Raw genomic sequence first — 25,232 nt, 5'->3', positions numbered from 1 at the left:
AGCGGATCAGGCGCGAGGGCAGTCCGCACGGGTGACGACGACGCCAGCGGCGCGTTCGCCCTCATCGAAGGCGGTCAGCCCATTGAGCAGCCCCACGGAGCGCGGGGCGAGGCCCCGCGGGTTGTCGGGGAGCGGGATCGCGAGATCGCGCGGGTCGGGCATGGGGTGCACGTAGTAGTAGCCGGGCGGATGGGCCCGAAGGTCGGCCAGCGCAGCGAGGAAGGACGCGTCGGCAGCAAGCCCACCCCATACGGCACCGGGGGTCCGGAGGGGGTCGAACTTGAGCAGGAGCCGCCCGTCATCACCGTGCAGGCGCCACAGTACGTGGCGCGAGGGCGCGTCGATCCTGGTGACGACGATCGTCTTGATGCGCGGCTCGACCTTGGCCGCCGTCTCGCCGAGGCGCCGCAGGACGGCTCGCGCGAGGTCACGGGTGGCCTGGCAGACCTGGCGGTCAGCGAGAGGGCATGGGTCTAGCGGGGACATGCACACCTCCTTGGTGCGGGGTCGCCCGGCGGTCGGGAGTGGCCGCTCCCGACCGCCGGGATTTCCCGGCGGGGTCAGGAGGCCGGGGAGATGAGTCCTTTAGTCCAGAGGTCCTCGAGGATGCGACTGGCCGCTCCGGTCGGCATCGGGTCGGCTGCGATCAGTCCGTCGTCGGTCCAGGCGAGGACCTCGACGAGGAGGTCAAGGAGCGATTCGGGGAGCATCTGGCGCCAGTTGTCGTAGTTGGCACCCGGGAAGGAGCTGGCACACGTTTCCTGGAGCGAGGCCACGATCACTTCAGCAAGTCGGTCGGCCTGGTCCGAGCTGATGTGGGCGGCGCTCAGCCGCTGGCGGATGCCCGCGAGGCTGAAGGGGTCGGTCACGGTCGCTCCCATGGGATATCGGAAGGGCTTCCCCCTTCCTTCTGCTTCTATTTTATATGCATTGAGGGTGAAGGCAAGATTTCCGGAGAGATTTTCGATCAAGGATGACCCTATTTCTGCAGGTCACGGCCCTGTTCCCGCCGGTGGCAGCTCGCGGATGTGGAGGACGAGGCGCGCGCCTTCCACCACATGCCCGAGCCGCATGTCCGGTCCCACGACACGGGTGTGATCGTCATCCTCCAAGATCCCCTGGTCCACGAGCCCGTCGACGCATGCCTTGAAGCTCGGGTACCAGTTGGCCGGGTCTCGCCGCTGCCGGTTCTGCGGGTGGAGTACGCCGATGATGTGCACACGCTCCAGAGGTGGAACGCCGCGTGAGGCTGCCCAGCTCGCGCGGCGCAGGACTCTCGTGAGTTCCGCGCGCCTGAACGGACTCAACCGTTGGTTCGCGTTGAGCAGTAGCAGCCGTGGGGGCAGGGCCACCCTGAACCGTCGGCCGGGCAAGCCCTCGAACCACTCCTCGGCGGGGGCCTCTTCGGGCGCAGGCCCATCGCTGCTCGTGCGTGTCCGAGTCATCGTCACCCCTTCTGATCCGGCTGGATGGGGACGATCCTCAGCACTCCGGCTTGGGCCAGACGCAGCGCCAGCGACGCTGCGATTCCGTGGGGATGGGTGGCGAAACCGGAGCAGATCGCCGGGGCAACGGTGTCGAGGGTCTTGTGGCAGACGATGTGCCCCTCCTCGGCGAGGGCCTTCTTGAGCATGCCCGCGACTCGCCCGGGTTCCAAGACCATGAGGTTGCCCGGCCGGAAGATGCAGGTGCTGCACCGGTCCGAGCAGACGCGCACTGTCCACGCGTGGGGGTCAGCGACATCGTGCCGGAGTTCATCTTGTGTGTACGTCGCCGGGCTGTTCAACGGCGGCCTCCCTGCGCGAGCACGCAGACCGCTCCCCCGGTCGCGGCAAGCATGGTGCCCAGGCACGCCGGCAGAAGCGCCGGGTCCAGGGATGTGCAGGCGGTGACGGGCAGGGCCACGGCCGCGACAGAGCCCAGGAGTTCGCGTATCGGGCGGTGGTGTGTCATGTGGTCTCTTCCGTGTCGGTCAAGGAGTGGGGAGTTCGAGCTGGTTGGGCGCATCGCGGAAGTGCAGGCATTCGCGGCACTGTTGCTCGACGGCGCGCCGGTGAGCGCGGACTCCGGCTGCCGTGCCGCACGACTTGCGGATCACGGGCGGCGGTAGTTCGCCGTGGGCCGCCTCCGGCAGGGCGTCGATGATCGTCCCGTTGAGCCAGATGCGGCCGCCGCAGACACCGGTGAACCCGCTTTTCGCCGGGATGACTTGCCGGATGCACGCAGCGCGGTAGGGGCAGTGTCCGCAGACGTAGAGGACGGGTTCACAGATGGCGACTAGGTCCTCGCTGGTGTTCCATCGGTCGTCGGCCACGGCGAAGTCGGGGTCGCCCCAGCAGGGGGCGTGTTCGGTGACGTGGGTGCCGTGCAGGGCGCTGCGCAATCCGGTCACAGGACGGGTTCCAATCGCTTGCCTATCCACCTGGCGACGTTGACGCTGACCGCGTTGCCTGCCTGCATGGTCTGTTCGGCCTGGTTGCCGTAGACGACGTACTTCTCCGGGAATCTCTGTCCAAGGAGTTGTTCGCGGGGCTTGAGCATCCGGAAATAGCAGTCGTCGATGGTCGGGGCACTGCGCACGAGGGCGGCCGAGTCGCGGGTGGACAGGGTATGGACGGGCTCTGCGGCCGTCTTGACGGCGGCCTTGCGGTAGGGGACGACGAGGGTGGCGCTCGCCTGGTCGGGGACGCGGCCGTTGTGGGTCACCAGGCCGTGGTGGTTGCCCTGGGCGGTGACGCTGGCCAGCGGGTTGCTGGCCGGACTGGCGGTGGAGTGGTTGCGGAACTCCACGATGAACGGGTTCACCGTGACGAGAGCTTCGCTCTCGCGGGTGGTGCGGGTGCGCAGCGGCACGTCGACCGGCGCCGCGTCGGTGTTCCACGAGCCGCCGGTCGGCACCAGGAGGGCGTCGCCTTGCTTGGCTGTGCGGGTGGGGAGAGGGCGGTCCTCGACGGCGTATGCCCTGTCTCCGCCGTCCTTGCCGTGTGTGAGGGTGATGGAGCTGGGCCGGTAGGGGAACTTGGCGAGGCCTGCGCGGATGCGGTCCATCGTGGTGTCCGCCAGTGGCTTCTTGCGGTCGCCGATCCGCGTGCCGAGGTCGTGCCAGTTGATGATGTCGCTGGCCGGTCGCACGTACGGCTCGACGATGGCGTGGCGGCAGCGGGTGTTGGGGCAGCGGTAGAGGTAGTCGCGACGGTACTTCCCGATGCGGACTCCCTCGACGTTCCAGGACTGGACGGCGTGCACGTCCTCGCCGCAGTCGGCGCAAGGAGCGAGGGGCCTGGGTTCCAGGTCGGGCTTGCGCATGGTCTTGAGGGTGAAGGCGATGTACATGCGGTCGCGCCACTGAGGGGCGCGCATGTTGGTGTCGTCGCCGATATGTGCGCTGCTCACGCACACGATCTGGTACTGGTAGCCGAGCAGTTCCATGGCTTCGAGCCACTTGGGGAACAGGATCCATTCGAGACCGAACTCGACGACGTTCTCCACGACGATCGCCTTGAACCGCTTGGCTTCGGCGGCGCGTACGACGCACCAGCCGGTGACGCGGGTCCGTTCGAAGGCGTCCTTGGTCAGGGTCGCCCACTCGTCTTGCTCCTCCTGGAGCAGATCGAGAAGGTCAAGCTGGTGGGTCTCCCTGCGTCGTCCGCCCGCGGGGCTGATCTCCGTGCAGATGACCGACGCCCAGAGCACGTCGGCGTTGGGCAGGTAGCGCATGGGGAAGCCGGAGATGTCGATGGTCGCGTGTTCGGCGTTGGGGTGGTTGGCGGAGTGGGTGTCGATCGCGAGTTGCCAGTGGTTGATCCCGAGGATCAGTTCGTACCCGGCTTCGACGAGGCCGGTGCTGCTGCCTCCGGCGCCACACAGCAGGTCGATGACTGTGGCCATGGTGGTGGTCGTTCTCCAAGAGTTCGCGCGGGGGCCCGGCCCCGCGTCGGCGGGGCCGGGCGAAGAAGCCGGGTCAGTAGGTGCGCAGGCCGCCGAGCGACTTGGCTCGGCGCAGGAAGGCCGTCCAGGTCGGCCATGTCAGGTCGCCTACGGGCATCTCGGCTATGTCCACGTTCGCGTTCGCCTCGTAGTTGGTCAGCGCGGCGGTAATCTCCGCAACGGTGACCAGGTAGCCGTCGTTGTGCTCCAGCTTGTACGCGGGGATGCCCGTCGGTTCGGGCTCCGAGGCGTCCTTGACCGCCAGGTATGCGGCTCGGTACGCGGCGACGCGGCCGGCGATGTCCTTGTCGGGCTCTGTGCGGGGCAGGAAGTCCGCTCGCTTCAGCTGGTACTCGGACAGCTTTGGGAAGGTCGGGATGGGCAGGTCGACGAGCATCCCGAAGTTGGTCATCGCGTCGAGAGTGCGCGGCATCGCCGTCGAGGCGAAGCAGAAGTAGTTCTCGTCTCCTTCAGCGTCCTTGCCGTCGGGGGTCTGGATGTAAATGGCGTATCCCACGAGGTGTTCTCCAAGAGGTGGGCCTGTCCGGCCCGGGCTGTTCGGGGCCGGGCCGGACAGGGGTTCAGCGGTGGGAGTTGCGGTGGTGCTGGCCGCACGATGTGCAGCGGGGGCGCCGGTTGCGGGCTTGCCAGCGCAGTTCGTCGGCGACGAGCACGAGCAGGCCAGAGGCAGTGGCTACGGCGAGCACGAGCAGCGCGTGTATGACGTTCACCGCGTCACCTGCTCGTCGCGAGCCGGGCAGGGCGCCATGAGCTGAAGGCAGGCGACCAGGACGGCGTGGGCGTCGTTCGTCCGGAGCGCGTTGTCCAAGCCTGTCTGGACTTCGGCGCGCTCCTTGTCGTTCTGCGCGTGCGCGATGAGGCAGTGACAGCGCCCGCCGACGGATTCCGCTGCGGTCTCCTGTTTGTCTGCGGCGCTCATCGAAGGATGGCCTCGCCGTCGCGGACGATGGACACGGTGACGACTTCGCCCTCGCACTCCCACACGGACACGGGCCACTCGGTGCCGCCCTGCTCGTGGATCCGGCGCCAGCCCTTTGGGGTCATCTCCTTGTCGATGAAGCCCTCGTAGCAGGCCAACGCCTGCTGACGGTCGTCGGCGCGCCCGCACACCACCGTGTTCAGCGGCTCGTGCTTCGCCGTCACCGCTTGGAGGTAGACGGAGTACAGGTCGATGATCTCCGGCCCGAATTGACGGTCCCTGACGAAGGCGGCGACGGCCTGCAGGAGAGGCACCGGGTTGTTGCGGTGCTCGGACTGCGCCCCGTCTTCTGTGGAGTCGTAGATCAGCTCGTCGACGGTCGGGTTGTCGAAGTGTCGCCGTGTGACCTGGAAGCCCTCGGCCTCGGCCGGGTTGAGGGGAAGGTCCGCGACCGAGGAGATCCACAGGTGCGAGCCGTCGTTGAGTTCGGTGGTGATGCCGAACATTCCGCCGCTGATCTCCACGTTGGTGAGGAGCGGCAGGCAGCGCAGCGAGGTGATGAGCGGCTCGTAGGCGTGCCACAGCTTCAGCCACAGCGGGTCGCTGGTCTGGCCGTGCTCCGGCAGGGGGGCCATCAGGAAGTTGCTCACGGGTTCTCCAAGAGGTCTTGTGCCACGAACAGTACAGAGTTGGGATCTATCTTGGAACAGTCGGAAACACTCAGCGGGCGAGGCGAGGGACCAGGGGCAGCGGACGGCGCCCCTGCTCTCGCACCTGCCGGGCGATGGCGGTCAGTGCCGCCAGCTCGTCGGCGCGACGCCGGGCGGCGTCGGCGATGAACTGGGCATGGTGGGCGAGACTGCGCGCCTGCATGAGCGCGTGATGGCTTTCGCGGGGGTCGAGGTGGAGTTCGGCACCGCCGATCTCGTCGAGGAGCTCCTGAACGATCTCGTCTCGCCTGTGCTCGGCGTGGCCGAGTCCGTCGAGGCAGCGTTCACGCTCGACTTGGTTCTCGAGGTCGGCGATCTCGGTGAGCGCGTCGCCGACACCTTCAGGGTCTTCGCGGTACAGGTCGGCGAGGAGGCGGATCTGCTCGTGGGCGGCGGCGCCGCCATCGAGCACGAGCGCACCCTTGTGTTCGCGCCGGATTGTGGGCAGGTAGGTCATGTCATCCTTCCGCCGAAGAGGGGGCTCCTCCCCCTCTTTATGTTTCTATTCTATATGCAATAGTGGGGATGTCTAGATTCCTGGCGAAAAGATCGCCCAGAGGGCTAGGTTTCTTTCCGCCTGTCCCCCTTGGCCCGCAGCAGTGCATCGCGCGCCTCCCGGCGCGCCGCCTCCGCGGTCTCGGCGCGCTCCCCGGCCTGCTGGCGGCGGCTGCTCGCGCCCTGGTGCCACTCGTCCCAGAAGCGTTTAACGCGCTCACGGTCCACCGTCTTGAGCGCCTCTTGCTGCCTCTGGCGTCCTGCGCGTGGGTTCGTGCCGCATCCACGGCAGGAAGCGGCGGGACGCCCTCTGTGACGCTCGCACCCAATCGCCACCACCTCACCGCCGGTGCCCCCTCTGCTCATGCCAGCGGCAGCAGGCTCCCCTACGGCGCCAGCCGTGGGGGTAGGGGGGACAGGAAGATCAGAGGAAGGACCAGGAAAGGAAGGGGTTCCACCCGAGGAACCCAGTGGGTTCTCCCCGTGAAACCTCTCGGGTTCCCCCGGCGGAACCCTGTCTCTCTCGGCCTCTGGGTTCCCGCCGTGGAACCCTGGTTCGGCCGGGTTCCCCGAGTGGAACCCTTGCCCGCTCACAGGGTGCTCCTGGTGGAACCCTGCCGGGGTCTGCGGCTCTTCGGTGCTCTGCGCGCGGGCCGCTTGCCTGGCTTCGACGTCCTGGTAGGTCATGGCAGGCTTGGCCGGGGCTGAGCGCGTCACGCCGGAGCGAGCCTTGGAAGGGTTCTTCGGGGCTGCCCTGCGCGCCTCCGCGGCCGACTTGAGCTCCGGAGTCGTGGGCGTGGGCGGTACACCGAGCGGGAAGACGCGATACACCGCTGCGCGCCCCGCCTTTCCTGTCTCGACGCGTTCGACGAGGCCTTTGGCTACCAGCTCAGTGACGATGGTGATGGCGCGCTTGTCCGTCACACCGACCCATGCCGCGAGGCGGGTCAGGCCGGGCCGCGCGAGGCGTGTCTCATCGTCGGCGCTGTCGGCGATCTTCATGAGGGCGAGCTTCTGGCTCTGGCTGAGCACGTCGGGCGGCAAGTACGCTGCCGCGATCATCAGTTGGATGGACACGGGTCCCCTTGGGCGGTGCGGGAGTGGCGGCAGGACAGGGCGCCCCGCCCGGTCCTGCCGGGCGGGGCTGAAGCGAACACCGGGGTCAGGCCGGCGCGATGCTGATGACCGCGGGTGTCTTCCTGCCGGTCTTCCGTCGCGGGACGGGCAGGCCTGCCGCCTTCAGGTTCTTCACCATGCGGTCGGCGTCCGGCTTCATCGGGACCGGTATGTCGGCGACCTCGTGGAGGTCGACCATCGCCTCCAGGTCGTCCTTCTCCTCGTCGTTGCCGCCACGCCAGGAGAGTTTGTTGGTGCCGTAGGTTCCGGCTGGGGACTGGTCGAGCTTCTTGCGGGCGAACTTCTTGATCCGGTCGCCCTCGCTGGCCAGTTCGTGTCCCTTCACGTAGTCGGCGAGGGCTTGCGCGCGGTCTACGTCGTTGTGGATGAGGGCGGCCTGTTCCGGCACTCCTGGCGCCGTACCGGGCCAGCACTTGGAACGAAAGGGGCAGTAGTCGCAGATGGTGTCCAGGCCCGGGCCGTGGAAGTCACGGGGCATCTCCTCGGGATCGCTGATCTCCCGTACACGCTCCACCCACCATTGGGCCTCCGCCGCGCGCTGGGGGTCGAATTCGATCTCCTGGACGTGCTCCTCGCCGCTGTCGCGGTTGATGAAGCGAAAGCGCAGTCGCTGGATGTCGAGAGGACCAAGGCGCGACAGGTACCTCTGGCCTGGGATGTCCTCGAACCCGACCTCAAACAACGCCCCGGCATACAGGTGGACTTGCCGGAGCTCGGCGACCGTAGCGCCGTAGCGCCGGACGCGGTCCCACATGTACGTGGACTTCGTCTTCACGTCCTCCACGGTGAGCACGTCGGCGGGCACAGCCGGTCTGTGGCGGGCGGGCAGATCGGCCGCGGTCGCCTTGTCGAGCTGGACGACGTCGACGTGCCCTCGGATCAGGGCGTCTTGGACACTGCGCTCGACCAGCCATCCGTACTCGGTGCGCGCCGATTCCAGAAGACCGTGGTGAATGTAGGTGCCGAGGATCGCGGCCCGCTTGTCGGGGTGATCGGTCGGCGTGGCGCCGTGCAGGATGTACGCGGCGCGTCGACCGCACACGGTGTCGGACGCCCCGAGCTGGGTCTGCCGCGAGCGAGGGCGGCGGGCGTCGACGTCGTGTGCGGCACTCCAGATGGACGGGGCGCCGCCGTCAGCGATGGTGACTACAGGCATGGAAGTACTCCAAGAGGTGAGGGCGGACTGATCACTGCTCGGCGGCGGCGTCCTGCTCAGCGGCCTTGCGTTTGGCTGCCGCGCGGAGTTTGTCGGCGTCGGTCAGTGGCCCGTCACCCATCTCTGGGCGTGGGTTGTCCAGTTCGGCGGCCCTCTGCTCGGCGGCGGCCCGGACAGTGGCAATCTCTTCCCGGCTGAGGTGGTTGGCCGGGTCCGGGACGGAGCGCCACAGGGCGCCGAGGGCTTCCTTGTCCTTGAGTTCGGAGATGCGGCTCAGCCACGGCTGGACCAGGTCACCGGAGAGCGCGGGCATGATGCGCGGCTGGGACTCGATGGAGCAGCCGAGACCGTTGAAGACCAGGTCCTCGATGCTGAAGTCCCGTATCGTCAGCGGCTTCCTTTGCTCTACGCGCATCCGCAGGGACCGGACCTTGATGATCTGCGGGTCCGCGTTGCGCTTCATCCGCACCCAGCAGGTGGAGTCGAAGCCCAGGTCCTTCTGGGCCGCGACCTTCCACTCACTCTTGTTCTGGATCGGCTGTCCATTGTCATCCGTTGCGCTGACCTGCTTGCCCCGGGCCAGCACAATGGCGATGCCCGGCAGAGTGCGCAACAGGTAGATGACCCGGCTCCACCGCTCCAGTGCGTCGTTCCACAGGTTCCGGCCAATGTCGTAGGCAGCGTCCGGGTCCTCCTGGAGCAGCGCGCGGTTCTTCCGCGTCCTGCGGCCGCGCTCGTAGGTCCAGTTGGTGAGCATGCGCCATAGCGCGGATCCCGAGTCGATGACCAGCACGACCGGAGGCTCCCCCGCAGCAGCGACGCGGCGGGCCTCGGCGTGTACCGCTTCCACCTGTTCGAGGATGTCTCGGTACGTGCCGTCGTGCACGATGATCAGGTAGTTGGCACCTTCGATGGCGGCGTACTCGTCGGCCGATCCCTCATCGAGGTCGATCCAGTACATCTGCCCGATTCGGTCACTGCGGGAGAACTCGGCGGCCGCGTACGTCTTGCCTGCGCCTTCCTCGCCCTCGATAAGCAGAAGGGGCCACGGGACGATGCCGGTCGGCTTGCGGGACTTGATCTTGATGGCGGGCGGTGTCGCGCTGCCCGCTGGTGCGTTCACGATCTGGCTCCAAGAGGTCGTGGTCAGTCCGCGCGCAGGGCGCGGACCTCGAAAAGCGGTGCCCACTCCGGGTGTTCGGCCAGCAGGAGCCGCACGTACCGGGAGCGGAAGTCGTTGTTCAGTGCGAACTCGTCACCCTTGGTCGCCGCCCCGTACTGGTAGCGCAGGAGCTCGAAGAGCATCCCGATGCTGATGCGGCCGAACCCCTTGTCGGCGCAGTCGGCGGTCAGCCGGGCCAACGCCCTGAGGACCCAGGGGTTCAGTGCATGGAAGGCCTCGAACCGCTGCTGGATACCGGCGGATTCGGGATGACGAACGGGCTGGATCGTGCCGAACAACGGAGGCTGGTCAATCACGGCTCCCCCTCAGAGATAGTACGCACTCCGTGGAGTGTTGGAATCTATCTTCGATCAGGCGGAATGTCGATCAGCAACCAACCGAACCAGTCCCCGGCGGACCCCTACAGCGCGACACGACACCCCTCCATACGAGCGAGCAAGCACCCCATCCAGTGCAGTTTCATTCTATATGCACAGAGGTTACAGATCAAGATCAAATGATCCTGACCTGCGATTATTTACTCAGCGATTCGCCGCGCGGCCGCGCGGCATGATCTTCGAGCCGGGACCGTCATAGGTCCCATCTCGCAAGACCGCAAGGATCTTCTCCTCCATGGACCAGTCCACCGCACGCGCCCCTGCCTGGAGAGCTGGCACGTCGTCGACGATGGGCTCCAGAAGCCAGATCGGCGACCCCGACAGCGTGTAGTCGGCAGGCCGGAACCGGCCCGACTTCACGGCGTTCCGCAGAAGCGCGCTGGACGGCAGACGGAACAGCTCCACCAGCTCGGCCTGACCGACGAGCGGGGGAAGCTCACTGACCTCACTGACCCAGCGACCGGGCGACTGCTCCGCCTCCAGGCGCGCGAGCTCCACCGTATTGAGCTGCCGCGGGCGCGGAGTCGTCTCCCCGAATCGCCGGGCGAAGGAGAGAAGCCAGTAGGGCGAACCGCTGATGATCTTCGCGTACCGGTAGTCGAGCGTCTGGTCCCGGCTGATCCACTGGCTGACCTGGAGCCGCTTGACGCCGTACAAGGCAGCGAATTCAGCCCCACCCGCCAGGTACGGCTTCCTTCCCATCCTCGCGTCCCCGCTTGCCACCGTTGCCTCCCAGTCAAGATGCCTTATGCATATAGATTGTAACCAGGCGCCGAGTGGTGTCCTACGTCTCTCGTCCGTTGGTACCCTGGAGCTTCCAAGAGGTCGAGGGCCCCCGCCGTGAGGCGGGGGCCCTCTTCCTTCAGCCCTTACTCTTTCGCTGTCCTGGCAAAGTGCTGCCGTACCGCTTGCCTCAGCTCCGCGCGGCTAAGTCTGGCCACACCCTGCCCCTTACTCCGCGACCTGCCCGGGTGCAGCTCATCCCATTGCGTCCGAGGGCCCGCTCGTGCCCCGGCACCGTGGGGGTGGACTCCCAGGCCGCGTACGACGATGTTCCATACCGGGCGGTGATCACCGAGCATGAGCCGCTCTGGGCCATCCATCCAGATCTCTTCCACAGGCAGGTAGCGCACCTGGAAATCCTGAGCATCGAGGTCTTCGACCTCATCGAGTGACTTACGGTACTGCTCCAGTCTTCGGCCCATATGGCCTCGCAGGCCCAGCTGGCCACGAGAGTTCCACCCCGGTCTGGCCGTGCCTACATAGACAGGGACAGTGCAGGCTGGCGACGACACCGGGCGGTACAGCGGGTGTGGCCCCGTGTAGTACAGCGCGTAGAGACCGTCGATGGGCGCTTCTGGAAACGAGACGAGTGGAACGGGGGGCGCGCTTTCAAGCGCCCACTGAACCGCTCGTTCCAAATTCTCACGTCGCAGCGGATTGAAGAGGGCGAAGGCGCCTTCCGTGCCATCGGGCTCCACCTCGGGCTCTCGCGTGAACTGCCTACTGCGGTCTTCTGCCCGCGGCCCGGGGGGAGGGGTCCGCCGATCCTCCCTAGCCTGCCTGACCAGCTCAAGCAAGGGAGCCGAGTCAGCTCCGAGAGCTCGGCAGATCCTGACGACCGTATCCGCTGTTGGGACCTTTCCCCCACTACCGGCGTTGAGAGCCTTGCTGACTGTCCCGCGACTCAGGGGCGCGCACCTGGCAACGAGCTCCTTGACGTTCCAGCCTCTCTTGAGCCGCAACTCCGTGAGCCGATCTGCCAGTTGAGACAGCGGGTCGTTCTCCATGCACCTTCCCTGCGGCCTCACCGTGTTCAATTCTGTCCAGCATTGCACACCGTGAACAAAAACTGCCGATCTCGGGGGGAGGGTGGGTCCGGACATCGACGAAGGAGGCAATGGTGTCGCACGAGTACGTCGCTATCTGGGTATTGAGCGCGGTAGTGGCCCTGCTCCTGGCTCTGATCTGCGGAGGGATCGCAGGCTTCCTGCACCACCTCGGCGGCAACCGCCTGCCAGCGGTTCTGATGAAGGCTGGTACCGCGTTTGGGGCCTGTCTGGCGTTGAGCGCCTCGATGGCGGGCCTCGTGATCCGCATGGCCTGATCGCTGACCACGAGACCAGGCGGGGCCTGTCCAGGCTTCACTGGACAGGCCCTCACCGTCGGACGCCCACCAGCAGGCGTCTTATCGGATCGCGGGGAGCTCCTGCTTTGGAGGGCGGGCGTAGCCGAGAAGCCACCCGAAGCGCGGGGACAGATGCATTTCCGCGAAACGAAACACGGCGTAGTAGATGAAGATCGCTACCGGCGTGATCACACTGGTGACAGCGGCCTCGTCCAGATTGAGTCCGTACCGCAAAGCGACGGCTACGAGCCAGCCGGCGACGGCAGGGACCCCGGTTCGGATGAGGGAGGCGTAGAGGTTCACAGGGTGTCTCCTTGTTCGGTAGGGCCGGTCAGGCAAAAAGCAGGCGCCAGGTCTCGGGCCCCGGGAGCCCGTCGGCATCCGCCCCGCTCCACCCCTGAGCAAGCTGAAAGTCCCTGACGTTGCGCCGGTCCGCCTCGCCCCACTCACGGGAGGGGCCGACGCGGTAGTGCTTGCCGAAGCCCCGGCGGACGAGTTGCTTCCCCAGGAGGAGCACCGAGGCGTTCGACTTGCCGGGTCCGAAGGAGTCCCGGCCAGGGAACGCAGGCCTCCCCGGCTTGGGCTTAGGTCCCTTGGTGGGCCACTTCGGCATCGGACCAGGGTCGGTGTGGCTGTTCTCGGGCACGTGAGCGTGGGCGTAGTGACCGCCCTGGCGCCGCCAGACACTCTCGCTCCGCTTCGCGCTCCAGGTGGGCGTGCCCATCGGCCACACGTCGGGCACTCCCCAACTCCGGGCCCACTTCAGAATCTCGTCGAGGCCCTTGCCGGGGGTTTCTCTGACGGTGCGGTAGGTCATGCCTCCCACTCGGCAGTAGGGGAAGAACAGGGTCTCCACCTGGAGGACGACGCGGCCTGTGCGGTTGGTGCGGGTGCCGCCGGCGGTGTCCACGACGGACTTCGAGCGGCTGTTGGCGGGGTAGAACTGGGCGGTGCGGCCGGTGAAGGGGTCCCACAGCAGGTGCGGGGCGGCGCTCTTGCCTGCGCCGGTGAAGTACCGGACGAGGTTGTCGAACGGCACACGGTCCAGCGGTTTCGTGGGCGAACCGTTCTTGTCCCAGGTGATGTGCCAGATCACCCGGGGGTCGTACTGGGCGTCGGTCGGTGCGGTGTCGCCGAGCGGATGCCGCTCGGCGCTGGGGAGCCAGAGCTCCGGCATGGCGCGTCCTGCTTCTCCCCCGCGCCGAGTGTGGACTTACAGTTCGAGCACGCTGACGAGGATCGCCACGGCAACGCCAACGACGACCGGGGCGACGAGGGCAGTGAGCGCCAGGCGGCGAGCGCCGCGGGCGGCCTCTCGCTCTGCCTCCCAGGCACGCCCCAGATCCGCCACGTCGTCTTCGAGGTTCTTGATCCGGATCTCGTCAGTACGCCGGTCGGCGTCGTACTGGATCTTCGTGACCATCTCCGCGAGCCGTGCCCCGAGTTCAGCAAAGTCGGCACGCAGGTCGTCGCGCATCTGCTGCATGGCGCGCAGCAGCTCCCAAGGGGTGGGGTCTTGGTTAGGCGCAGTCACGTGAGCCCTCCATCGCGCCCCACGCCGTCTCTCAGCTTAGGGGCTCTCACGAGCAGCCCAACCTGCTAAGCCCACGTCCAGCAGGACCAGAGGTTGTCAGCGACACCCACGACGCTCTATCGTTTATCGATAACATCGAAAAACGATAGAGTGATGGAGTGGCCCGATGACAACGCCGCGCAATCCACTGGAGCCGATGTCAACGACAGTGAGGATCGTTGTGACCGTGGTTGCCACCCTGATCGTCGCAACTCTGCTGGCTGCACCCTTCGTCAACATCACCGTGCTCGGCATCGGCGGCGAATCCGTTTGCGCCACTGATCAAGCCACTAAAATCAGCACCGGCCAGAAGCCCTTCACTGATGATGTCCAGCCAGCCCCCGGAGCATCAGTGACCCTCTCCGCCCACCCCCGCTACTGCACGAAAGACCCCAGCGCACTCCAGGGCCTGCTCAGCTCGGCACATCAACTGGCCCCCCTCGTCTACTTCTTTGGCGCCCTCCTGCTGATCACGCGGTTGATCAGAGGGGCAGAGCGAGACGGTCTCTACACCGCGCAGACTGCGGGACGGCTGCGCACACTCGGATGGTGGCTACTGGCCGGAAGCGTGCTTGCCGCGATTGTCGGCTCCGTGACCGAGACGGCCCTTGCCGCTTCGCTGAGCCGCGACAGCGGCGTACTCGCCGCTTCCGGACTATGGATGTGGGACCTCCCGCTCACGGCAATCTTCACCGGGCTCGGCATCTTTTCGTTCGCCCGAATCATGCGCATCGGGGTGAGCATGCGTGAAGACCTTGCCGGAACAGTCTGATGGGGCAGGACAAGAAGGAGCACGGGATAGAGGTCCATCTGGACAGGCTGCTCGAAGAGAGAGGCATGACTCTCACTGAGCTTGCGAACCATGTAGGTGTCACGCACGCGAACCTCTCGATCCTCAAGAACGGCCACGCGCGGGCTGTCCGATTCAGCACCCTGACCCGCCTCTGCGAGGTGCTGGACTGCCAGCCCGGCGATCTGCTCAGCCATCAACGTTGAACGCTTCGCGGTCCGAAAGAGTTGAATCGGCCATCCAGACACCACTATTTGAGGCCCCCTTGAGGTAACACCGCCACCAGATGGGGAGTTTGTCCAAGATCGCCAGGAAAGATCATTAAGATCAAGCCGCTTCTCTCACAAAAGCTTCACCACGGACTAGGCCGTGAGTTAAGTTTTCCCTGCTCGGCACGACCGGCCGGGTGAGGGGGATACATCGAAGCTTCGGGATACGTGCGTGCACTGCCGCGCGTCCTGCGCCCTGGAATGCCCTTCATCTCGTCGTGCGAGCAAAAAGGGCCCCGTGGCGGTAGGACGCCACGGGGCAACAGACACCCCTTTGAAAGGGCACCCGTGAGAGTCAGCACCATCGCACGTCCCCGCGCTGCAGGCAAGGCAGCCCTCATCGCCGCTACGCTCGTCGCTAGTGTCGCGACCTCCGTCGCGCCAGCCTCGGCGGCTGACAGCCCGATGTCTGCCGAATCGGCATCATATGTCGCCTGGCTTGCCGCTCAGCAATCCACCGAAGCCGACGAGATCGCGCGCCAGTTCAAGGAACTGTCCCCGCAGAATCAGCAGAAGTTCCTCGGCTACCTCAACGATTCAGCGATAGCCAAGGCCATGGCGGATGCCGCCACGGAGGCTGCCCCTGCCTCTAAGGTCGAGCTCGCCGGCGGGGACGTCACCCTAGAGGCGGAGACCGGCGCGAAGCAGACTGCAGCGCCGAGCCAGGGCGAGTTGAGCGCCGCAGGGACGGCTGGCGACTGGCAATGCTGGTCCCACCGAAGCCAGAAGGTCTTCGGCATCAAGGTGACCACATACAAGTTGGACCAGTGGTACCGCGCAAGTTCAAGCAAGGTAACCAAGGTTTACAACGTGGCAGCCAGGATAAAGAACTGGAACCCTGGCGTGATTATCGACAACCAGCCAGAGGAGCAGTGGATCTCCAAGGCGGGTAACGCCCTTGCATACGTTACCTGGAATGGGAAGATCACCGTTTCTGGTCTTACGGTTCAAGTCGACAAGCGGCAGCACGTACGGTGCGATGAGACCGGCTTCCGATACGACTACCTTAAGAACGCCTAACCTCTCATCGGTTGCCCCGGTGTCTCACCCGAGGCAACCTGATCCTTTGTATTCCAGGCACCCGCTCCATGGCGGGTGCCTGGAATAGGGCGGGCTAACAGACGCCCATGAGAACCACTCGCCGAGCCTAGCTCAACTCATGCTCCAGGTAGGCGATTTGGCGTCCCTCTCGGTGGGGACAGGTCATTGACGGGGCGCTGGCACTGACCGCACTGGCCTCGATATGTCGGAGGCTCCCGGTTCTCGTAGTACAGGCCCTCATAAGGGGTGCCCTCCGCCGGACAGCCGAGTGTTCGGCAGGTGGCTACCAAGAGGACTGAAGGCCAGTCGTGCAGTTCGGCGGCGTAAGTCACGCTGTCAGCTCCCGATAATCAGGTAGGCAATGTTCGTGGCCGTGCTGTTGCTGCGTCTCACCCACACCGTCAGGCCCCTTTCGCTCACGTTGGTAACCGTGCACTCCTCGACGGTGCCGGGCACGGAAGAGGCCGCGGTCACGAACCCGTGATGGGCCTTACCTGCGACGTCGAGGCCGCTCACGGTCACCGATGTCGGCACGTTCGGAGTCGGCGTGATCGTGACGGCACCCGTCGCGATGCTGGGCACGCTCAGTACTCCCTCGACGTAGCGCAGTTGGCGCGTGCCGCCGTGAACGGTGACGCCGCTGCCCTTGACGATGACGGAGTGGTAGCCGCGTCCCGCTCTACTGCCTCGTGATCCATACAGCGTGACTGTCGAGTCGGCGCCGGGGCCACCGTTCTCCACGGTGACGTGGGCGTGCCCGTCGGTCTGGCCGGAGGGCTCAATCCTCACCCGGCCCTGCCCGTCCACTTCTGGCGAGCGGAGTGTGATGCCAGCGCGTGATCCACCGACAAGAGGGGACTCGACGGAGATTTCCGGCTGGAGCCAGGACCCCATGTCGAGGACCTCTGAGCGCACACGTCCGGGTGCGATCTCAGCCCGGGATCCGGAGTGCATCTCCAGGGCGGGCTGGCCGTCGCGTGTCGCCGGGTTCATGACGAGGCGCCGCCCGCTGGTCGCTGTCTGGACGACGGCGCCGGTGACGGTCTTGCCGTTGATGGCGTCCGCGTCCAGGTGTTCGGCACGGACGGAGCCCACGGCGAGGTTGTCGACGGTGACAAGCCCGGTCTGCACCGCGGTCACGGACACCCAGTCGACCTGCATCGTGCCGAGGCTGTTTTCGTAGTTGAGCCGGACGTACGGGCTGATGTAGCGGACGTAGTCGTGCATGGTGCCCGGGTTCCGCAGGTCCCGGTTCGGACCGCTCGTGCCGGGCTCGGCTCTGCCCCTCACATATCCGGTGTACGTGGTCCAGCCAGACGTAGCGGCGACGCTCGCGCCGGCGGCCGCGCTGTAGTTCTGCGACAGCAGCGAGGGCTCGCCGTTGCGGTTGACGAGGGTGGTGCCGTCAGCGGCGTACCCCAGCAGCCCCAGGAAGACGGTGTCCGGTGCGACTGGGTCCGCCTGAGTGGTGGTGCGTACGCGGACGGACACGCGGTAGAGCGTGGTCGGCTCGTAGGGGATGCGGACACGTCCTCCCAAGGAGACGGCCCCGGTGGCTTGCCCGACCGTTCCACCGCTCTGCGCGTCGAGGGAGCCGACGACGGTCCACGAGGCTCCTGAGCCGAGGCCGACGACCGTCCAGGTGGAGGGCTTGAACGTGGCGTCGGCGAACCCCTGGGCGACGGAGTCAGCCAGTGCCCCCGACAGGTGGGTCAGTTCGACAGCACCGGCCGCGAGGTCGTCTCGATCGGCGCGGCGAGGCGCTGCAGGCGTGGCCGGTGAGGCGGCGCCTGGGTTGCCGGAGGTGTTCAGGGCGGTGAGCCGCACCCACACGGCCTGGTAGCCCGTGACCCCGATCGTCACTGTGGCCCCGGATGCGGCCTCGATCGTCGCCGCGGGGCTACGTACATCGGGCTCTGACGTGGGATCGGGCAGCACATGCACCTGTACGCGGGCCAGGTCCAGCGGCGCCGACACGGCGTCGGTGAACGTTCCGTCCCAGGTGACCTTGACGGCAGCGACGCCTGCTTCAACGAGGGGTGCGCTCGGTGTGGGGGGGAGGTGTGCCGTTCACGGCGACGATGCCGGTCGTGCCGTCCGGCTGCACCCCCACGATCCCGGTGAGGGAACCCACGTGGTTGTGGACTTCGACCGCCCCGCCCTCGATCGACGAATGGGCCAGCTTCGCGGTACGGGTCGTACGGGTGAGCTGCTTCTCCAGGGCGGCGACCCGGGCGGCAAGGGAGGCGATTTCTCTGCTCATGTCTCGCCCCCGTACGTGAATCGGTCGGCGCGCTGGAGCTGGATCACTGCCCGTTCGCTGTCCTCCGCGCCGGGGCGAATCTGGTAGGAGACGATGCGCGACCACATGTCGTAGTCGGCCCAGTCGTCGTGGACGCGGACACGCACTTCGTCGCCGATCTGCCAGGAGCCGATCGGCGCGGCCGGGTGATCGCGAACAGTGATCTCGGTGACCTCGCCGGTCACCTGGCGTGCGATGCGCTCCGTGCGCGCCCGTGCTGCGAGGCGGTCCTTGCCCTTCTCGGAGGGCAACTCGAGTACGTGCTCCAGGCGCAGGCGCCCGGTGCGTACCGCGTTGATCTCGCGCCGCCGGCTCCGGCCCTCGCCCGCTCCGAGGCCGATGACGACCTGGGCGGCCTCGTCGGCGTCGTATTCGACGGAGACGGGCTCGATGATGTTGACGCCTGTGGTGAACGTGAGGTCTCTGCGGCGGGTGCCGAGGCGGGGCCAGCCGAGGCGGATGCGGTTCCGGGGCTTCTCCCCCGCCCAGGACACGGTCTCGGTCCATTCCGGTCCGCCCTCGACCTGAACCATGTCCTCGATGACGTCGCCGAGCACCGGGGCTTCCCACCAGTCGATGCTGTACCGGTCGCTGGGGGTGCCGATCTTGGCTTTGGAGGTGGTGTAGTCGACGATCACTCCGAGGTCGCCGTCCGGCTGATCCTGGAGGTACGCCCAAACGTCCCGGATGACGCGGCACGGGTCGGCGTAGACGTATGGTCCGCGGCCTGCGAGGTTGCCGTGGAGGTCGTGGCGGCGGTGCGGGTAGGACCCTGGCCCGGCCGCCTCCACGGTGAGCCGCGAGCCCTCGGGGGTAGCCCGCCAGATGAGGCCGCCCCACATCAGGCGTCCATCGCGCTCGACGTACAGCCAGGTGTCCCCGGCGTCGACCTGGGTTCGCACGAGGGTGGCCAGCCTCGGGGCGACCGCGCCGGAGAAGCTGCCCGCGGCCGACAGCGCGGGGCCGAACTCTACGTCGCTCATGGGCAGGTCCCAGGTGAGCACGTCGCCGGTGAGCGCGCGGGCGGTGATGTACCGGTAGGCCATCAGCGCAGGCCTTCGCTGAACTCGATGTCCAGGATGATCGACGTGCCAGCGTCCACGGACAGGTTCCCGGTCTCCTGCTTGTACATGTACGTCTGCAGGTACAGGGGCTGGGTGGTGCCTCGTTGGCCGGACGAGATGCTGATGTTGTCGGCGATGACGACGGTCTGCCGTCGCACGGGCGTGCCCTGGTTGTCGTCGATGATCGTGTCCTGGCCCAGGTCGCCGCCCAGGGCGATCTGCATCTTGGCCCAGATGTCGTTGTCGTACATACGCAGTCCGGCGATCGTGACAATCGCCTTCGCCGAGGTGGCCCACGGAGGGATCGCTATCTGCCAGGAGGCAGCGGTAGGCCACTTGTGCCACTTGCCGTCCTGGTACGTCAGCTTGGACAGCGAGGAGGGGAAGGACGTGTGGAGCCTTCGGTCCCGTCGGGGGTTCGCGATGCGCCGCAGGTCGGTGATCATGCTGTCGGTGATGGTGGCCGTGCGCGGGGGGATGTTGAGGCGCGCCAGGGGGATCGCCGTGTAACCCGACGGGGCCGAGGTCTGATTAGCGGACACTCCCGACACCACTTCGTAGTGGCCGATGGCGTCCATCATCGGGTCGAGGGTGCCCTCGTATTCAGGGTCCTCGACCCGCAGGATGATCAGGTCGTTACGTTCGTTGCTGCCGGTGGCGGCGATCGGGACGGTGGTGTCGCCAACGTTGAACAGAGTGTAGGAACCTTGGGAGCGCGAGGTGGCACCGGTGATGATCGCGGCGCCGTCGCCGACACGTACGCCGTCTCCTGGCGTCACCAGTTGCCGGACCTGCAGATCGTCGCCTTCGACGACGCCTTGCGAGGCGCGGGCCAGGTTGCGGGCCATCATGCGCATCACGCGTGCCGAGTGGGTGGCGCCGTTCACCATCAGAGGCGGCTGGATGAGAGCCATGGCTGCTTCTCCTAGAGGGCGGTGTAGGCGTCGCGCCAGGCGACGGTCAGGCGGGTGGAGTTGGTGTAGTCGCTGCCGGTCCACGAAATGTGGGACCAGCCGTCGGGGAGCGTGAAGCGGTCCAGTCGTGAGTTGCGCGTGAGAGCGAAGCTGGCGTTCGCGCCGTCGTGGAGAACCCACCGCGTTCCGGGGCGGGTTTCGATGCGCAGGGTCTCCCCCGTCTTGATCGAGTAGTCCAGGGCGATGGTGCGGCCGGTGGCCTGGCAGTCGATGCGGGGGTTACTGACGGGTCCCTGGATGGTCATTGAGGGCCATGCCGGAAGGTCTCCGTCATTGATGGCCCACCCGTTGCGACGCTCCGGTTCCACCACTCCGGTCGTGATGGGCGCCACGAGCGGGGCTTTGAAGCCGACACAACTGGTGGAGATCGTCAGCGGCAAGGAGAGGGTCTTCTCCGGCTCCCCGTGCCAGCGCGGGTCAGTGGCGACGAATTCGCAGGTGATCGGGATCCAGCCGAAGTTGACCTTGCTCATGGTGGCGGTCTCGACCCTGCGCACCCGGCCGTAGAGTCGACGGGTTCCGTTCCGTCCTGGCCAGCGCACGCGCAGCACGGCCAGGTCCCCCGCGTCCCGGCGGATCGACGGAGTGGACGCGGCACGGTGCAGTTCGGCCAGAGCGTCGGTAGCCGCTGCCGGGTCCCCGGGCGTTCTGATGCCTGCTTCGATCATCACCACCCGCGGCTGGTAGTAGTCGGCGCCGGGAAACGCGCCGTCGTCGGCTGCCAGCTCGACGTCCTGTGTTCGCAGCTCCGGTGTGCCCAGACCGCTAATCTCCGAGATCAGGTAGGGAGTTCCAGGCCCCATGGGCACACCGGCGAAGTTGACGGTGATCTGGGCCATCAGATCCGTCCTCCCCGCTGGGCGCTGCGAAGGCGCCTCATCACTTCCACACCGACGCGGTCGGCGGCCGCGGGGGCGGCGTTGCCGTGCACGGTGACGGGCATCGAGCCGATGAGGGCGGACGGCTGCTCTCGTACGACGACGACCTGAGTGACGCCCCGTGGGCGAGCGTCGATGAGTCGCATCGGGCCGGTGACTCCGGAGCGGGTCAGCTCGTAGCCGAAGCGTGTGGCCACATCCCGCAGTACCGCGATCGCTGAGTTCCGCTGGGCCCCGCCGAGTGGGATGAACGCCTCGCCCTGGGTCTGGGGTTCGGCGAAGCGGACCAGTCCGTTGCTGGTGGCGTAGATGCCTGGGGTGAGGATGCCTCCGTTGAGGTAGGCCAGACCCTTCTTCGCCTTGCCGAGATCGCTGAGGAAGCGTTTTGCCTTCGAGCCGAGGGCGTTCTTGATGCGCGAGCGGCCGAGCGTCGCGACTTCGATGATGCGGTCCTCGTCCAGCTCGGTGGCTTCGGCCACGGAATGGATGCCGGTCTTGCTGTTCTTGATCGCGCGGATGATCGCGACGAGGTCGGGGAGGTCGTCGTCGGGGATGACCTTCCCTGCGGACTTAGCTGCCTTGTTGGCCTTCCGGGCCTTCGACTTGGACTTCACGGCCTGGGCGGCGATCTCCGCTGCGTCCTCGTCGGCTTGGTCGGCGAGCATCCCGGCCAGGTCACCGAAGCCCATGGCGCTGAGCTTCGACAGGTTCTTCTCGAAAGCTGTCTGGTCCTTGACTGCCGAGCGGAGTTGGCTGGTGAAGTCGCCGATGCTCGCCTTCGCGATGACGCCGAGCTTCTCCAGGTCCTTGGCCATCTCCCGGATGTACTTGCTCGATCCCTTGGCCATCTTCCTGGTGAGCTGAACGCCGTCCTCGCCCATGGCCTCCAGGGCGTCGGCAACATCCTGGCCGGCGCGTCGGGCGACGGTGGCCAGGTCCCTGCGCCAGCGCCCTGCCTGACGTGCAGCACGATCGAGGTTCTTCTCGAAGAGCCGAAGGTCGAAGATCTCGACCTCCTTCCTCTTCTTCCCCTTGCCCCGCTTCACCTTCCGCATGGAGTCCGAGTGGATCGACGACACGTCGGACAGCTCGGCACGGCCGTTTGGCGAATACGACCAGCCGGACAGGCCGCCCTCGGCGTACCACTGAACGCCCTTGCCGCCCAGACGCCTCACGGTCTCCTCCGCGATGGCGCGGGAGCGAGGACGCTTGCTGTGAGCCAGAGGGATGTATGCCTCCCCTCCAGTGGATTCCTCCGCCCACACCCGCCACGTGCCAGCTCGGGCGATCTGCGCGACGTGATTCTCTCGGCGGCGGACCCCGCCGTCGGCGTAGTAGTCGATCACGCCCCCGTTGGCGTGCTTGCGGGCCTGGATGGAGTCCGGCACGAAGTTGGCGTCGCGGTCCCACGAGGTAGGCGTGGCCCTGCCGATGATCGGGATGATGACGGACGAGGGCCGGTTGACGCTGATCGTGATCGTCTTCGAGCCGGGGATCCGTTCCACGGAGGCGCCGATGCCGTCGAGCTGTGTCTGCACGGCCGCCATGTCCCCCGACAGCAGGGCACTCGTCAGCGCGGCAGCCGCGGCGCTGCCCTTCTTCTGCGCCACGGCCACGATCAGGGTGAGCATGCCGGACCACTCGGCGTGGGAAGTTGAGCCAGCCGACTTGAACGCGCCCACCACCGCGGACAGGTCCGGGGCGCTGATCGGCAGGCCCGCGCCGTACAAGTAGCCGAGCTGGGAGCGGATCTCTTCGATGTCGCCCTTCAGGAAGGACTGGGCGAGCGAGGTAGAGGCCTCCTTGCCGAAGCGCGCGGACACATCGGAGAGGAGCTTCATGCCCTTCTCAAGTTGGGCGGAGGCGGCCTTGGGAAGGCGCCTGGCCGCCTTGGACATGTCCGCGACGGCCATGTCCCGCATGACGCGAGACAGCTTGCCGGGGTCGTTGGTCGCCGCGGCGTCGGCCCAGGCCTTGGCAACCTTCTTCCCGTATCTCGCAGAGATCGCCGGGAGCTGTTCCAGCCCGGCACGGAATGCGGGAGTGGAGCGTGCGGCCGACTCCAAGATGATCTTTTCAAGCTCGTCAGCGACTCTCCCCTTGCCCTTCTGGAGTTGCTTGACGAGCTCGCCGAGGATCGGCGCCGAGTCAGGTCCGAGCTTGGAGAAGTGATCAGCGAGATCCAGACGGCCCTCGGATGCCAGCAGACCCAGGTTGTGCTGGAAATCTTGCTGGGCCTTGAGCTGCTTGCGCAGTTCCCTCACGTAGTCGGCGAGCGAAGCCTTGGAGGCGTCGGCAGACCGGCCAGCCTTCCGGTTGGCCGCGGCGACGTTGTCCTGGGCGGCCTTCCACGCCTTCGCAGGGTCAACGATGGATTCGAGGGTCTTGGCCATCGCCTCCATCTGGTCGGTGAACTGCGGAGCACCGTTCTTGTCCGTCGGCAGCCCTTGGGTGATGTCCCAGGCGCCAGCCGCCTCCCGACGGTTGGCCTTGATCTTGTTGTTGACGACGGCCATGTTGGCCGCGAGCTCGTTCTCCTTCTTGACCGCGTCCGACCAGATCTTGTGCTGCTTGTTCAACACCTTCTTGGCCCGGTCGAAGTCGACGTCGTAAGTCCAGCCGCCGCCCGGAATGGTCTCCCACGACTCGGTCTTCTTCAGGTCCAGCTCGTCCCTGAGGCGCTGAAGCTTCTTGCCGCCCGAGGTGATGGCGTCGATGGCACGGTTGACGTCGACGTCGGCCTCCTTGAGCTGGTCAACGTCATCGCTGTTGGTCAACTGCTCCGTGAGGGTGCGCAGACCCGCGCCCTGCTCGCCCTCCTCGCGTTCCTTGCGCAGAGCGGTGACCAGCTCCTCGGTGGCGGCCTTCGCCTTCTGCTTGCTGGCCGAGTACGCGGCGTACGCGCCGACACCAATCGCCAGCAGGGCGGTGAGGCCTGCGACGGCGATGCCCGTGCCGCTGAGCACAGCGGGCATCATCGACCCTCCGGCACGTGCTGCCGCGAGCTGGGTGCGGAACGTCGCCAACTGGACGGAGAACCGGAGGAACGCGGCCTTCGCGAGCAGCGCGGCAGCCGACAGGCCGATCAGGACGCCCATGAGGGATTTCACGGGGCCGGGCAGGTCGTTGATCGCGCCCGCCAGGACGTTCGCGTACTCGCCGACGGCCTGGAGGGCGGGGAGGAGAACGCGGGCCATGTCGATGCCGAGGGCGGCGGCCTGGTTGCGGAAGAGACTCCACTGGCCTGCGGTGGTGTCCATCTGGATGGCGTACGCCCGCTGTGTCGCGCCCGCCCGCTCAACCTCGACGCTGATGCCCTTGTAGGTGTCGGCGTAGTTCTGCCCGTCAGCGGCCGACAGCGCCAGGGCCGCCCGCACCGCGCGGATGTCCTTCAGCAGGGGGACGAGCTGGTCGGCGCTGCCGCCTGTGGCGTTACGGACCTTCTGCATGACTACGTACAGGCCGTCCTGTTCCAGGGCGGCTGCTGCGGACTCGTACCCGAAGCCCTTGATCATGTCCTGGAGTTCGCGGGTGGGCTTCATCATCCGCGTCATCAGCATGTTGAGCGCCGTCACCGCTTCCGCCGCGGGAATGCCGGTCAGGGTGACGGCGGCGAGGGCGGAGCTGATGTCGTCGAACTCGACTCCGGCGGCAGAGGCCATGGGTATGACGTCGCCGAGCTGTTGGGCCAGTTCGTCGAACGTCACCACGCCGTAGTTGACGGTCTGGAACATGACGTCCATGACGTCGCTGGCCTGCGAGGCGTCCATGCCGTACGCCTTGAGCACGCCCAAGAGAGCGCGCGCGGACGTCTCAGTCGTGGTCAGACCGGCGGCGGCTCCGCGAGCGGCGACCTTCAGGATCGTCATCGCGTCCGAGCCATCGAATCCCGTCGAGACGACCTGGTACAGGCCCTCGGCGAGCTGGTCGGCGGTCTGCGGGAGCTGGGTGCTCAGCTCGATGATCTGGTCGGTGAATCCCTCAATGTTGGTGTTGTTGATCTCCTTGGAGATCGTCATGACGTTCGCCATCCGCTTTTCGAGCTCAATGGCGTTGTGCACTCCGATGAGGAAGGCCCCGCCGAGGGCGGCGCCCGCCACGGTGAAGCCGGTGACCATGGCGCGGCGGGTCTGGTCCGAGCGCGTGGCGAGCTGGTTGAGGTCGCCGTCGAGGCGGCGTATCTGTCCGCCGAACGCGGTGACGTGGCCGGCGGCGGTTCGCAGGCCACCGACAAGGCCTGCGACTCCGGCGTGGATATGAACGTAGAGGGTGTAGGCCCCAGCCACCG

30 protein-coding genes are annotated in these 25,232 nt (G+C 66.7%); 4 read left to right on the top strand and 26 right to left on the bottom strand.

All coding sequences use genetic code 11. From position 1 onward, the window contains the following. Window positions 1-6 precede the first annotated feature (6 nt). The 17 genes from QUY26_RS27505 to QUY26_RS40970 form a co-directional block, all read right to left on the bottom strand. The gene (locus QUY26_RS27505) at window positions 7-486 is read right to left on the bottom strand and encodes a hypothetical protein (protein ID WP_289951217.1); all 480 of its coding nucleotides are present in this window, start codon (window positions 484-486) and stop codon (window positions 7-9) included. 74 nt (window positions 487-560) lie between these two features. Continuing rightward, window positions 561-869: a hypothetical protein gene (locus QUY26_RS27500; protein ID WP_289951216.1), complete on the bottom strand. Its 309-nt coding sequence runs from the start codon at window positions 867-869 to the stop codon at window positions 561-563. Between the two features lie 123 nt (window positions 870-992). After that, window positions 993-1,220 carry a hypothetical protein gene (locus QUY26_RS27495; protein ID WP_289951215.1) on the bottom strand — a complete coding sequence of 76 codons (228 nt, stop codon included), beginning with the start codon at window positions 1,218-1,220 and terminating at the stop codon, window positions 993-995. A gap of 227 nt (window positions 1,221-1,447) precedes the next feature. Beyond that, window positions 1,448-1,633, bottom strand: coding sequence for a hypothetical protein (locus tag QUY26_RS27490; RefSeq protein ID WP_289951213.1), 186 nt, complete (start codon window positions 1,631-1,633; stop codon window positions 1,448-1,450). A 339-nt stretch (window positions 1,634-1,972) separates the two neighbouring features. Continuing rightward, complete coding sequence (locus QUY26_RS27485; protein ID WP_289951211.1) at window positions 1,973-2,392, bottom strand: hypothetical protein; 420 nt, start codon at window positions 2,390-2,392, stop codon at window positions 1,973-1,975. Then, on the bottom strand, window positions 2,389-3,888 hold the full coding sequence (locus tag QUY26_RS27480) for a DNA cytosine methyltransferase (RefSeq protein ID WP_289951209.1): 1,500 nt from the start codon (window positions 3,886-3,888) through the stop codon (window positions 2,389-2,391). The genes QUY26_RS27485 and QUY26_RS27480 overlap by 4 nt, the downstream gene beginning before the upstream one ends. 73 nt (window positions 3,889-3,961) lie before the next feature. After that, entirely contained in the window at window positions 3,962-4,444 is a 483-nt protein-coding gene (locus tag QUY26_RS27475; protein WP_289951206.1) for a hypothetical protein, read from the bottom strand. A gap of 64 nt (window positions 4,445-4,508) precedes the next feature. Beyond that, window positions 4,509-4,658, bottom strand: coding sequence for a hypothetical protein (locus QUY26_RS27470; protein WP_289951203.1), 150 nt, complete (start codon window positions 4,656-4,658; stop codon window positions 4,509-4,511). Next, window positions 4,655-4,867 (bottom strand): hypothetical protein, encoded by a 213-nt coding sequence (locus QUY26_RS27465; protein WP_289951201.1) that lies wholly within the window; start codon window positions 4,865-4,867, stop codon window positions 4,655-4,657. The genes QUY26_RS27470 and QUY26_RS27465 overlap by 4 nt, the downstream gene beginning before the upstream one ends. Next, window positions 4,864-5,517, bottom strand: coding sequence for a hypothetical protein (locus QUY26_RS27460; protein WP_289951199.1), 654 nt, complete (start codon window positions 5,515-5,517; stop codon window positions 4,864-4,866). The genes QUY26_RS27465 and QUY26_RS27460 overlap by 4 nt, the downstream gene beginning before the upstream one ends. Window positions 5,518-5,587: 70 nt before the next feature. After that, the gene (locus tag QUY26_RS27455) at window positions 5,588-6,034 is read right to left on the bottom strand and encodes a hypothetical protein (RefSeq protein WP_289951198.1); all 447 of its coding nucleotides are present in this window, start codon (window positions 6,032-6,034) and stop codon (window positions 5,588-5,590) included. 104 nt (window positions 6,035-6,138) lie between these two features. Continuing rightward, complete coding sequence (locus QUY26_RS27450; protein ID WP_289951196.1) at window positions 6,139-7,149, bottom strand: helix-turn-helix domain-containing protein; 1,011 nt, start codon at window positions 7,147-7,149, stop codon at window positions 6,139-6,141. An 85-nt stretch (window positions 7,150-7,234) separates the two neighbouring features. After that, window positions 7,235-8,365: a PD-(D/E)XK nuclease family protein gene (locus QUY26_RS27445; protein WP_289951195.1), complete on the bottom strand. Its 1,131-nt coding sequence runs from the start codon at window positions 8,363-8,365 to the stop codon at window positions 7,235-7,237. A 31-nt stretch (window positions 8,366-8,396) separates the two neighbouring features. Next, a complete protein-coding gene (locus tag QUY26_RS27440) occupies window positions 8,397-9,488 on the bottom strand; it encodes an AAA family ATPase (RefSeq protein WP_289951193.1) in 1,092 nt (363 codons plus the stop codon). Window positions 9,489-9,511: 23 nt separating this feature from the next. Next, window positions 9,512-9,844, bottom strand: coding sequence for a hypothetical protein (locus tag QUY26_RS27435; RefSeq protein WP_289951190.1), 333 nt, complete (start codon window positions 9,842-9,844; stop codon window positions 9,512-9,514). Window positions 9,845-10,069: 225 nt separating this feature from the next. Further along, a complete protein-coding gene (locus tag QUY26_RS27430) occupies window positions 10,070-10,582 on the bottom strand; it encodes a hypothetical protein (RefSeq protein WP_289951188.1) in 513 nt (170 codons plus the stop codon). 212 nt (window positions 10,583-10,794) lie between these two features. Continuing rightward, the gene (locus QUY26_RS40970) at window positions 10,795-11,715 is read right to left on the bottom strand and encodes an Eco29kI family restriction endonuclease (protein WP_354670709.1); all 921 of its coding nucleotides are present in this window, start codon (window positions 11,713-11,715) and stop codon (window positions 10,795-10,797) included. Between the two features lie 113 nt (window positions 11,716-11,828). On the opposite strand from QUY26_RS40970, the gene QUY26_RS27420 reads away from it, so the two are divergent. Continuing rightward, window positions 11,829-12,032 (top strand): hypothetical protein, encoded by a 204-nt coding sequence (locus QUY26_RS27420; protein WP_289951185.1) that lies wholly within the window; start codon window positions 11,829-11,831, stop codon window positions 12,030-12,032. An 81-nt stretch (window positions 12,033-12,113) separates the two neighbouring features. Here the strand turns inward: QUY26_RS27420 and QUY26_RS27415 are convergent, their stop codons facing one another. Genes QUY26_RS27415 through QUY26_RS27405 form a run of 3 tightly spaced genes read right to left on the bottom strand, consistent with a single transcriptional unit; the run spans window position 12,114 to window position 13,587 of the window. Beyond that, window positions 12,114-12,356, bottom strand: a complete 243-nt coding sequence (locus QUY26_RS27415) for a hypothetical protein (protein WP_289951183.1) — start codon at window positions 12,354-12,356, stop codon at window positions 12,114-12,116. Window positions 12,357-12,384: 28 nt separating this feature from the next. Beyond that, complete coding sequence (locus tag QUY26_RS27410; protein ID WP_289951180.1) at window positions 12,385-13,230, bottom strand: peptidoglycan-binding protein; 846 nt, start codon at window positions 13,228-13,230, stop codon at window positions 12,385-12,387. Between the two features lie 36 nt (window positions 13,231-13,266). Next, complete coding sequence (locus tag QUY26_RS27405) at window positions 13,267-13,587, bottom strand: hypothetical protein (RefSeq protein ID WP_289951179.1); 321 nt, start codon at window positions 13,585-13,587, stop codon at window positions 13,267-13,269. Between the two features lie 166 nt (window positions 13,588-13,753). Between QUY26_RS27405 and QUY26_RS27400 the strand changes: the two genes are divergently transcribed. From QUY26_RS27400 to QUY26_RS27390, 3 genes are all read left to right on the top strand, one after another. Continuing rightward, window positions 13,754-14,398 carry a DUF2975 domain-containing protein gene (locus tag QUY26_RS27400; RefSeq protein WP_289951178.1) on the top strand — a complete coding sequence of 215 codons (645 nt, stop codon included), beginning with the start codon at window positions 13,754-13,756 and terminating at the stop codon, window positions 14,396-14,398. Further along, on the top strand, window positions 14,398-14,622 hold the full coding sequence (locus QUY26_RS27395; protein ID WP_289951175.1) for a helix-turn-helix domain-containing protein: 225 nt from the start codon (window positions 14,398-14,400) through the stop codon (window positions 14,620-14,622). Before QUY26_RS27400 ends, QUY26_RS27395 begins: the two co-directional genes overlap by 1 nt. 351 nt (window positions 14,623-14,973) lie before the next feature. Then, window positions 14,974-15,705, top strand: a complete 732-nt coding sequence (locus tag QUY26_RS27390) for a hypothetical protein (RefSeq protein ID WP_289951173.1) — start codon at window positions 14,974-14,976, stop codon at window positions 15,703-15,705. A gap of 357 nt (window positions 15,706-16,062) precedes the next feature. Here QUY26_RS27390 and QUY26_RS27385 read toward each other — a convergent pair whose 3' ends face one another. Genes QUY26_RS27385 through QUY26_RS27360 form a run of 6 tightly spaced genes read right to left on the bottom strand, consistent with a single transcriptional unit; the run spans window position 16,063 to window position 25,230 of the window. Next, the gene (locus QUY26_RS27385) at window positions 16,063-17,703 is read right to left on the bottom strand and encodes a hypothetical protein (RefSeq protein WP_289951171.1); all 1,641 of its coding nucleotides are present in this window, start codon (window positions 17,701-17,703) and stop codon (window positions 16,063-16,065) included. Between the two features lie 52 nt (window positions 17,704-17,755). After that, complete coding sequence (locus tag QUY26_RS27380) at window positions 17,756-17,989, bottom strand: hypothetical protein (protein WP_289951169.1); 234 nt, start codon at window positions 17,987-17,989, stop codon at window positions 17,756-17,758. After that, window positions 17,986-19,074 (bottom strand): hypothetical protein, encoded by a 1,089-nt coding sequence (locus tag QUY26_RS27375; protein WP_289951167.1) that lies wholly within the window; start codon window positions 19,072-19,074, stop codon window positions 17,986-17,988. Before QUY26_RS27375 ends, QUY26_RS27380 begins: the two co-directional genes overlap by 4 nt. Beyond that, window positions 19,074-20,006, bottom strand: coding sequence for a hypothetical protein (locus QUY26_RS27370; protein ID WP_289951165.1), 933 nt, complete (start codon window positions 20,004-20,006; stop codon window positions 19,074-19,076). Before QUY26_RS27370 ends, QUY26_RS27375 begins: the two co-directional genes overlap by 1 nt. Window positions 20,007-20,017: 11 nt before the next feature. Next, window positions 20,018-20,905, bottom strand: coding sequence for a phage distal tail protein (locus QUY26_RS27365; RefSeq protein ID WP_289951163.1), 888 nt, complete (start codon window positions 20,903-20,905; stop codon window positions 20,018-20,020). Then, a complete protein-coding gene (locus tag QUY26_RS27360) occupies window positions 20,905-25,230 on the bottom strand; it encodes a phage tail tape measure protein (RefSeq protein WP_289951160.1) in 4,326 nt (1,441 codons plus the stop codon). Before QUY26_RS27360 ends, QUY26_RS27365 begins: the two co-directional genes overlap by 1 nt. Window positions 25,231-25,232 lie beyond the last annotated feature (2 nt).

It is taken from the genome of Streptomyces flavofungini (assembly GCF_030388665.1).
In the GTDB taxonomy this organism is placed as follows: Bacteria; Actinomycetota; Actinomycetes; order Streptomycetales; family Streptomycetaceae; genus Streptomyces; species Streptomyces flavofungini_A.
This window is presented reverse-complemented; position numbering and strand designations above follow the sequence as displayed.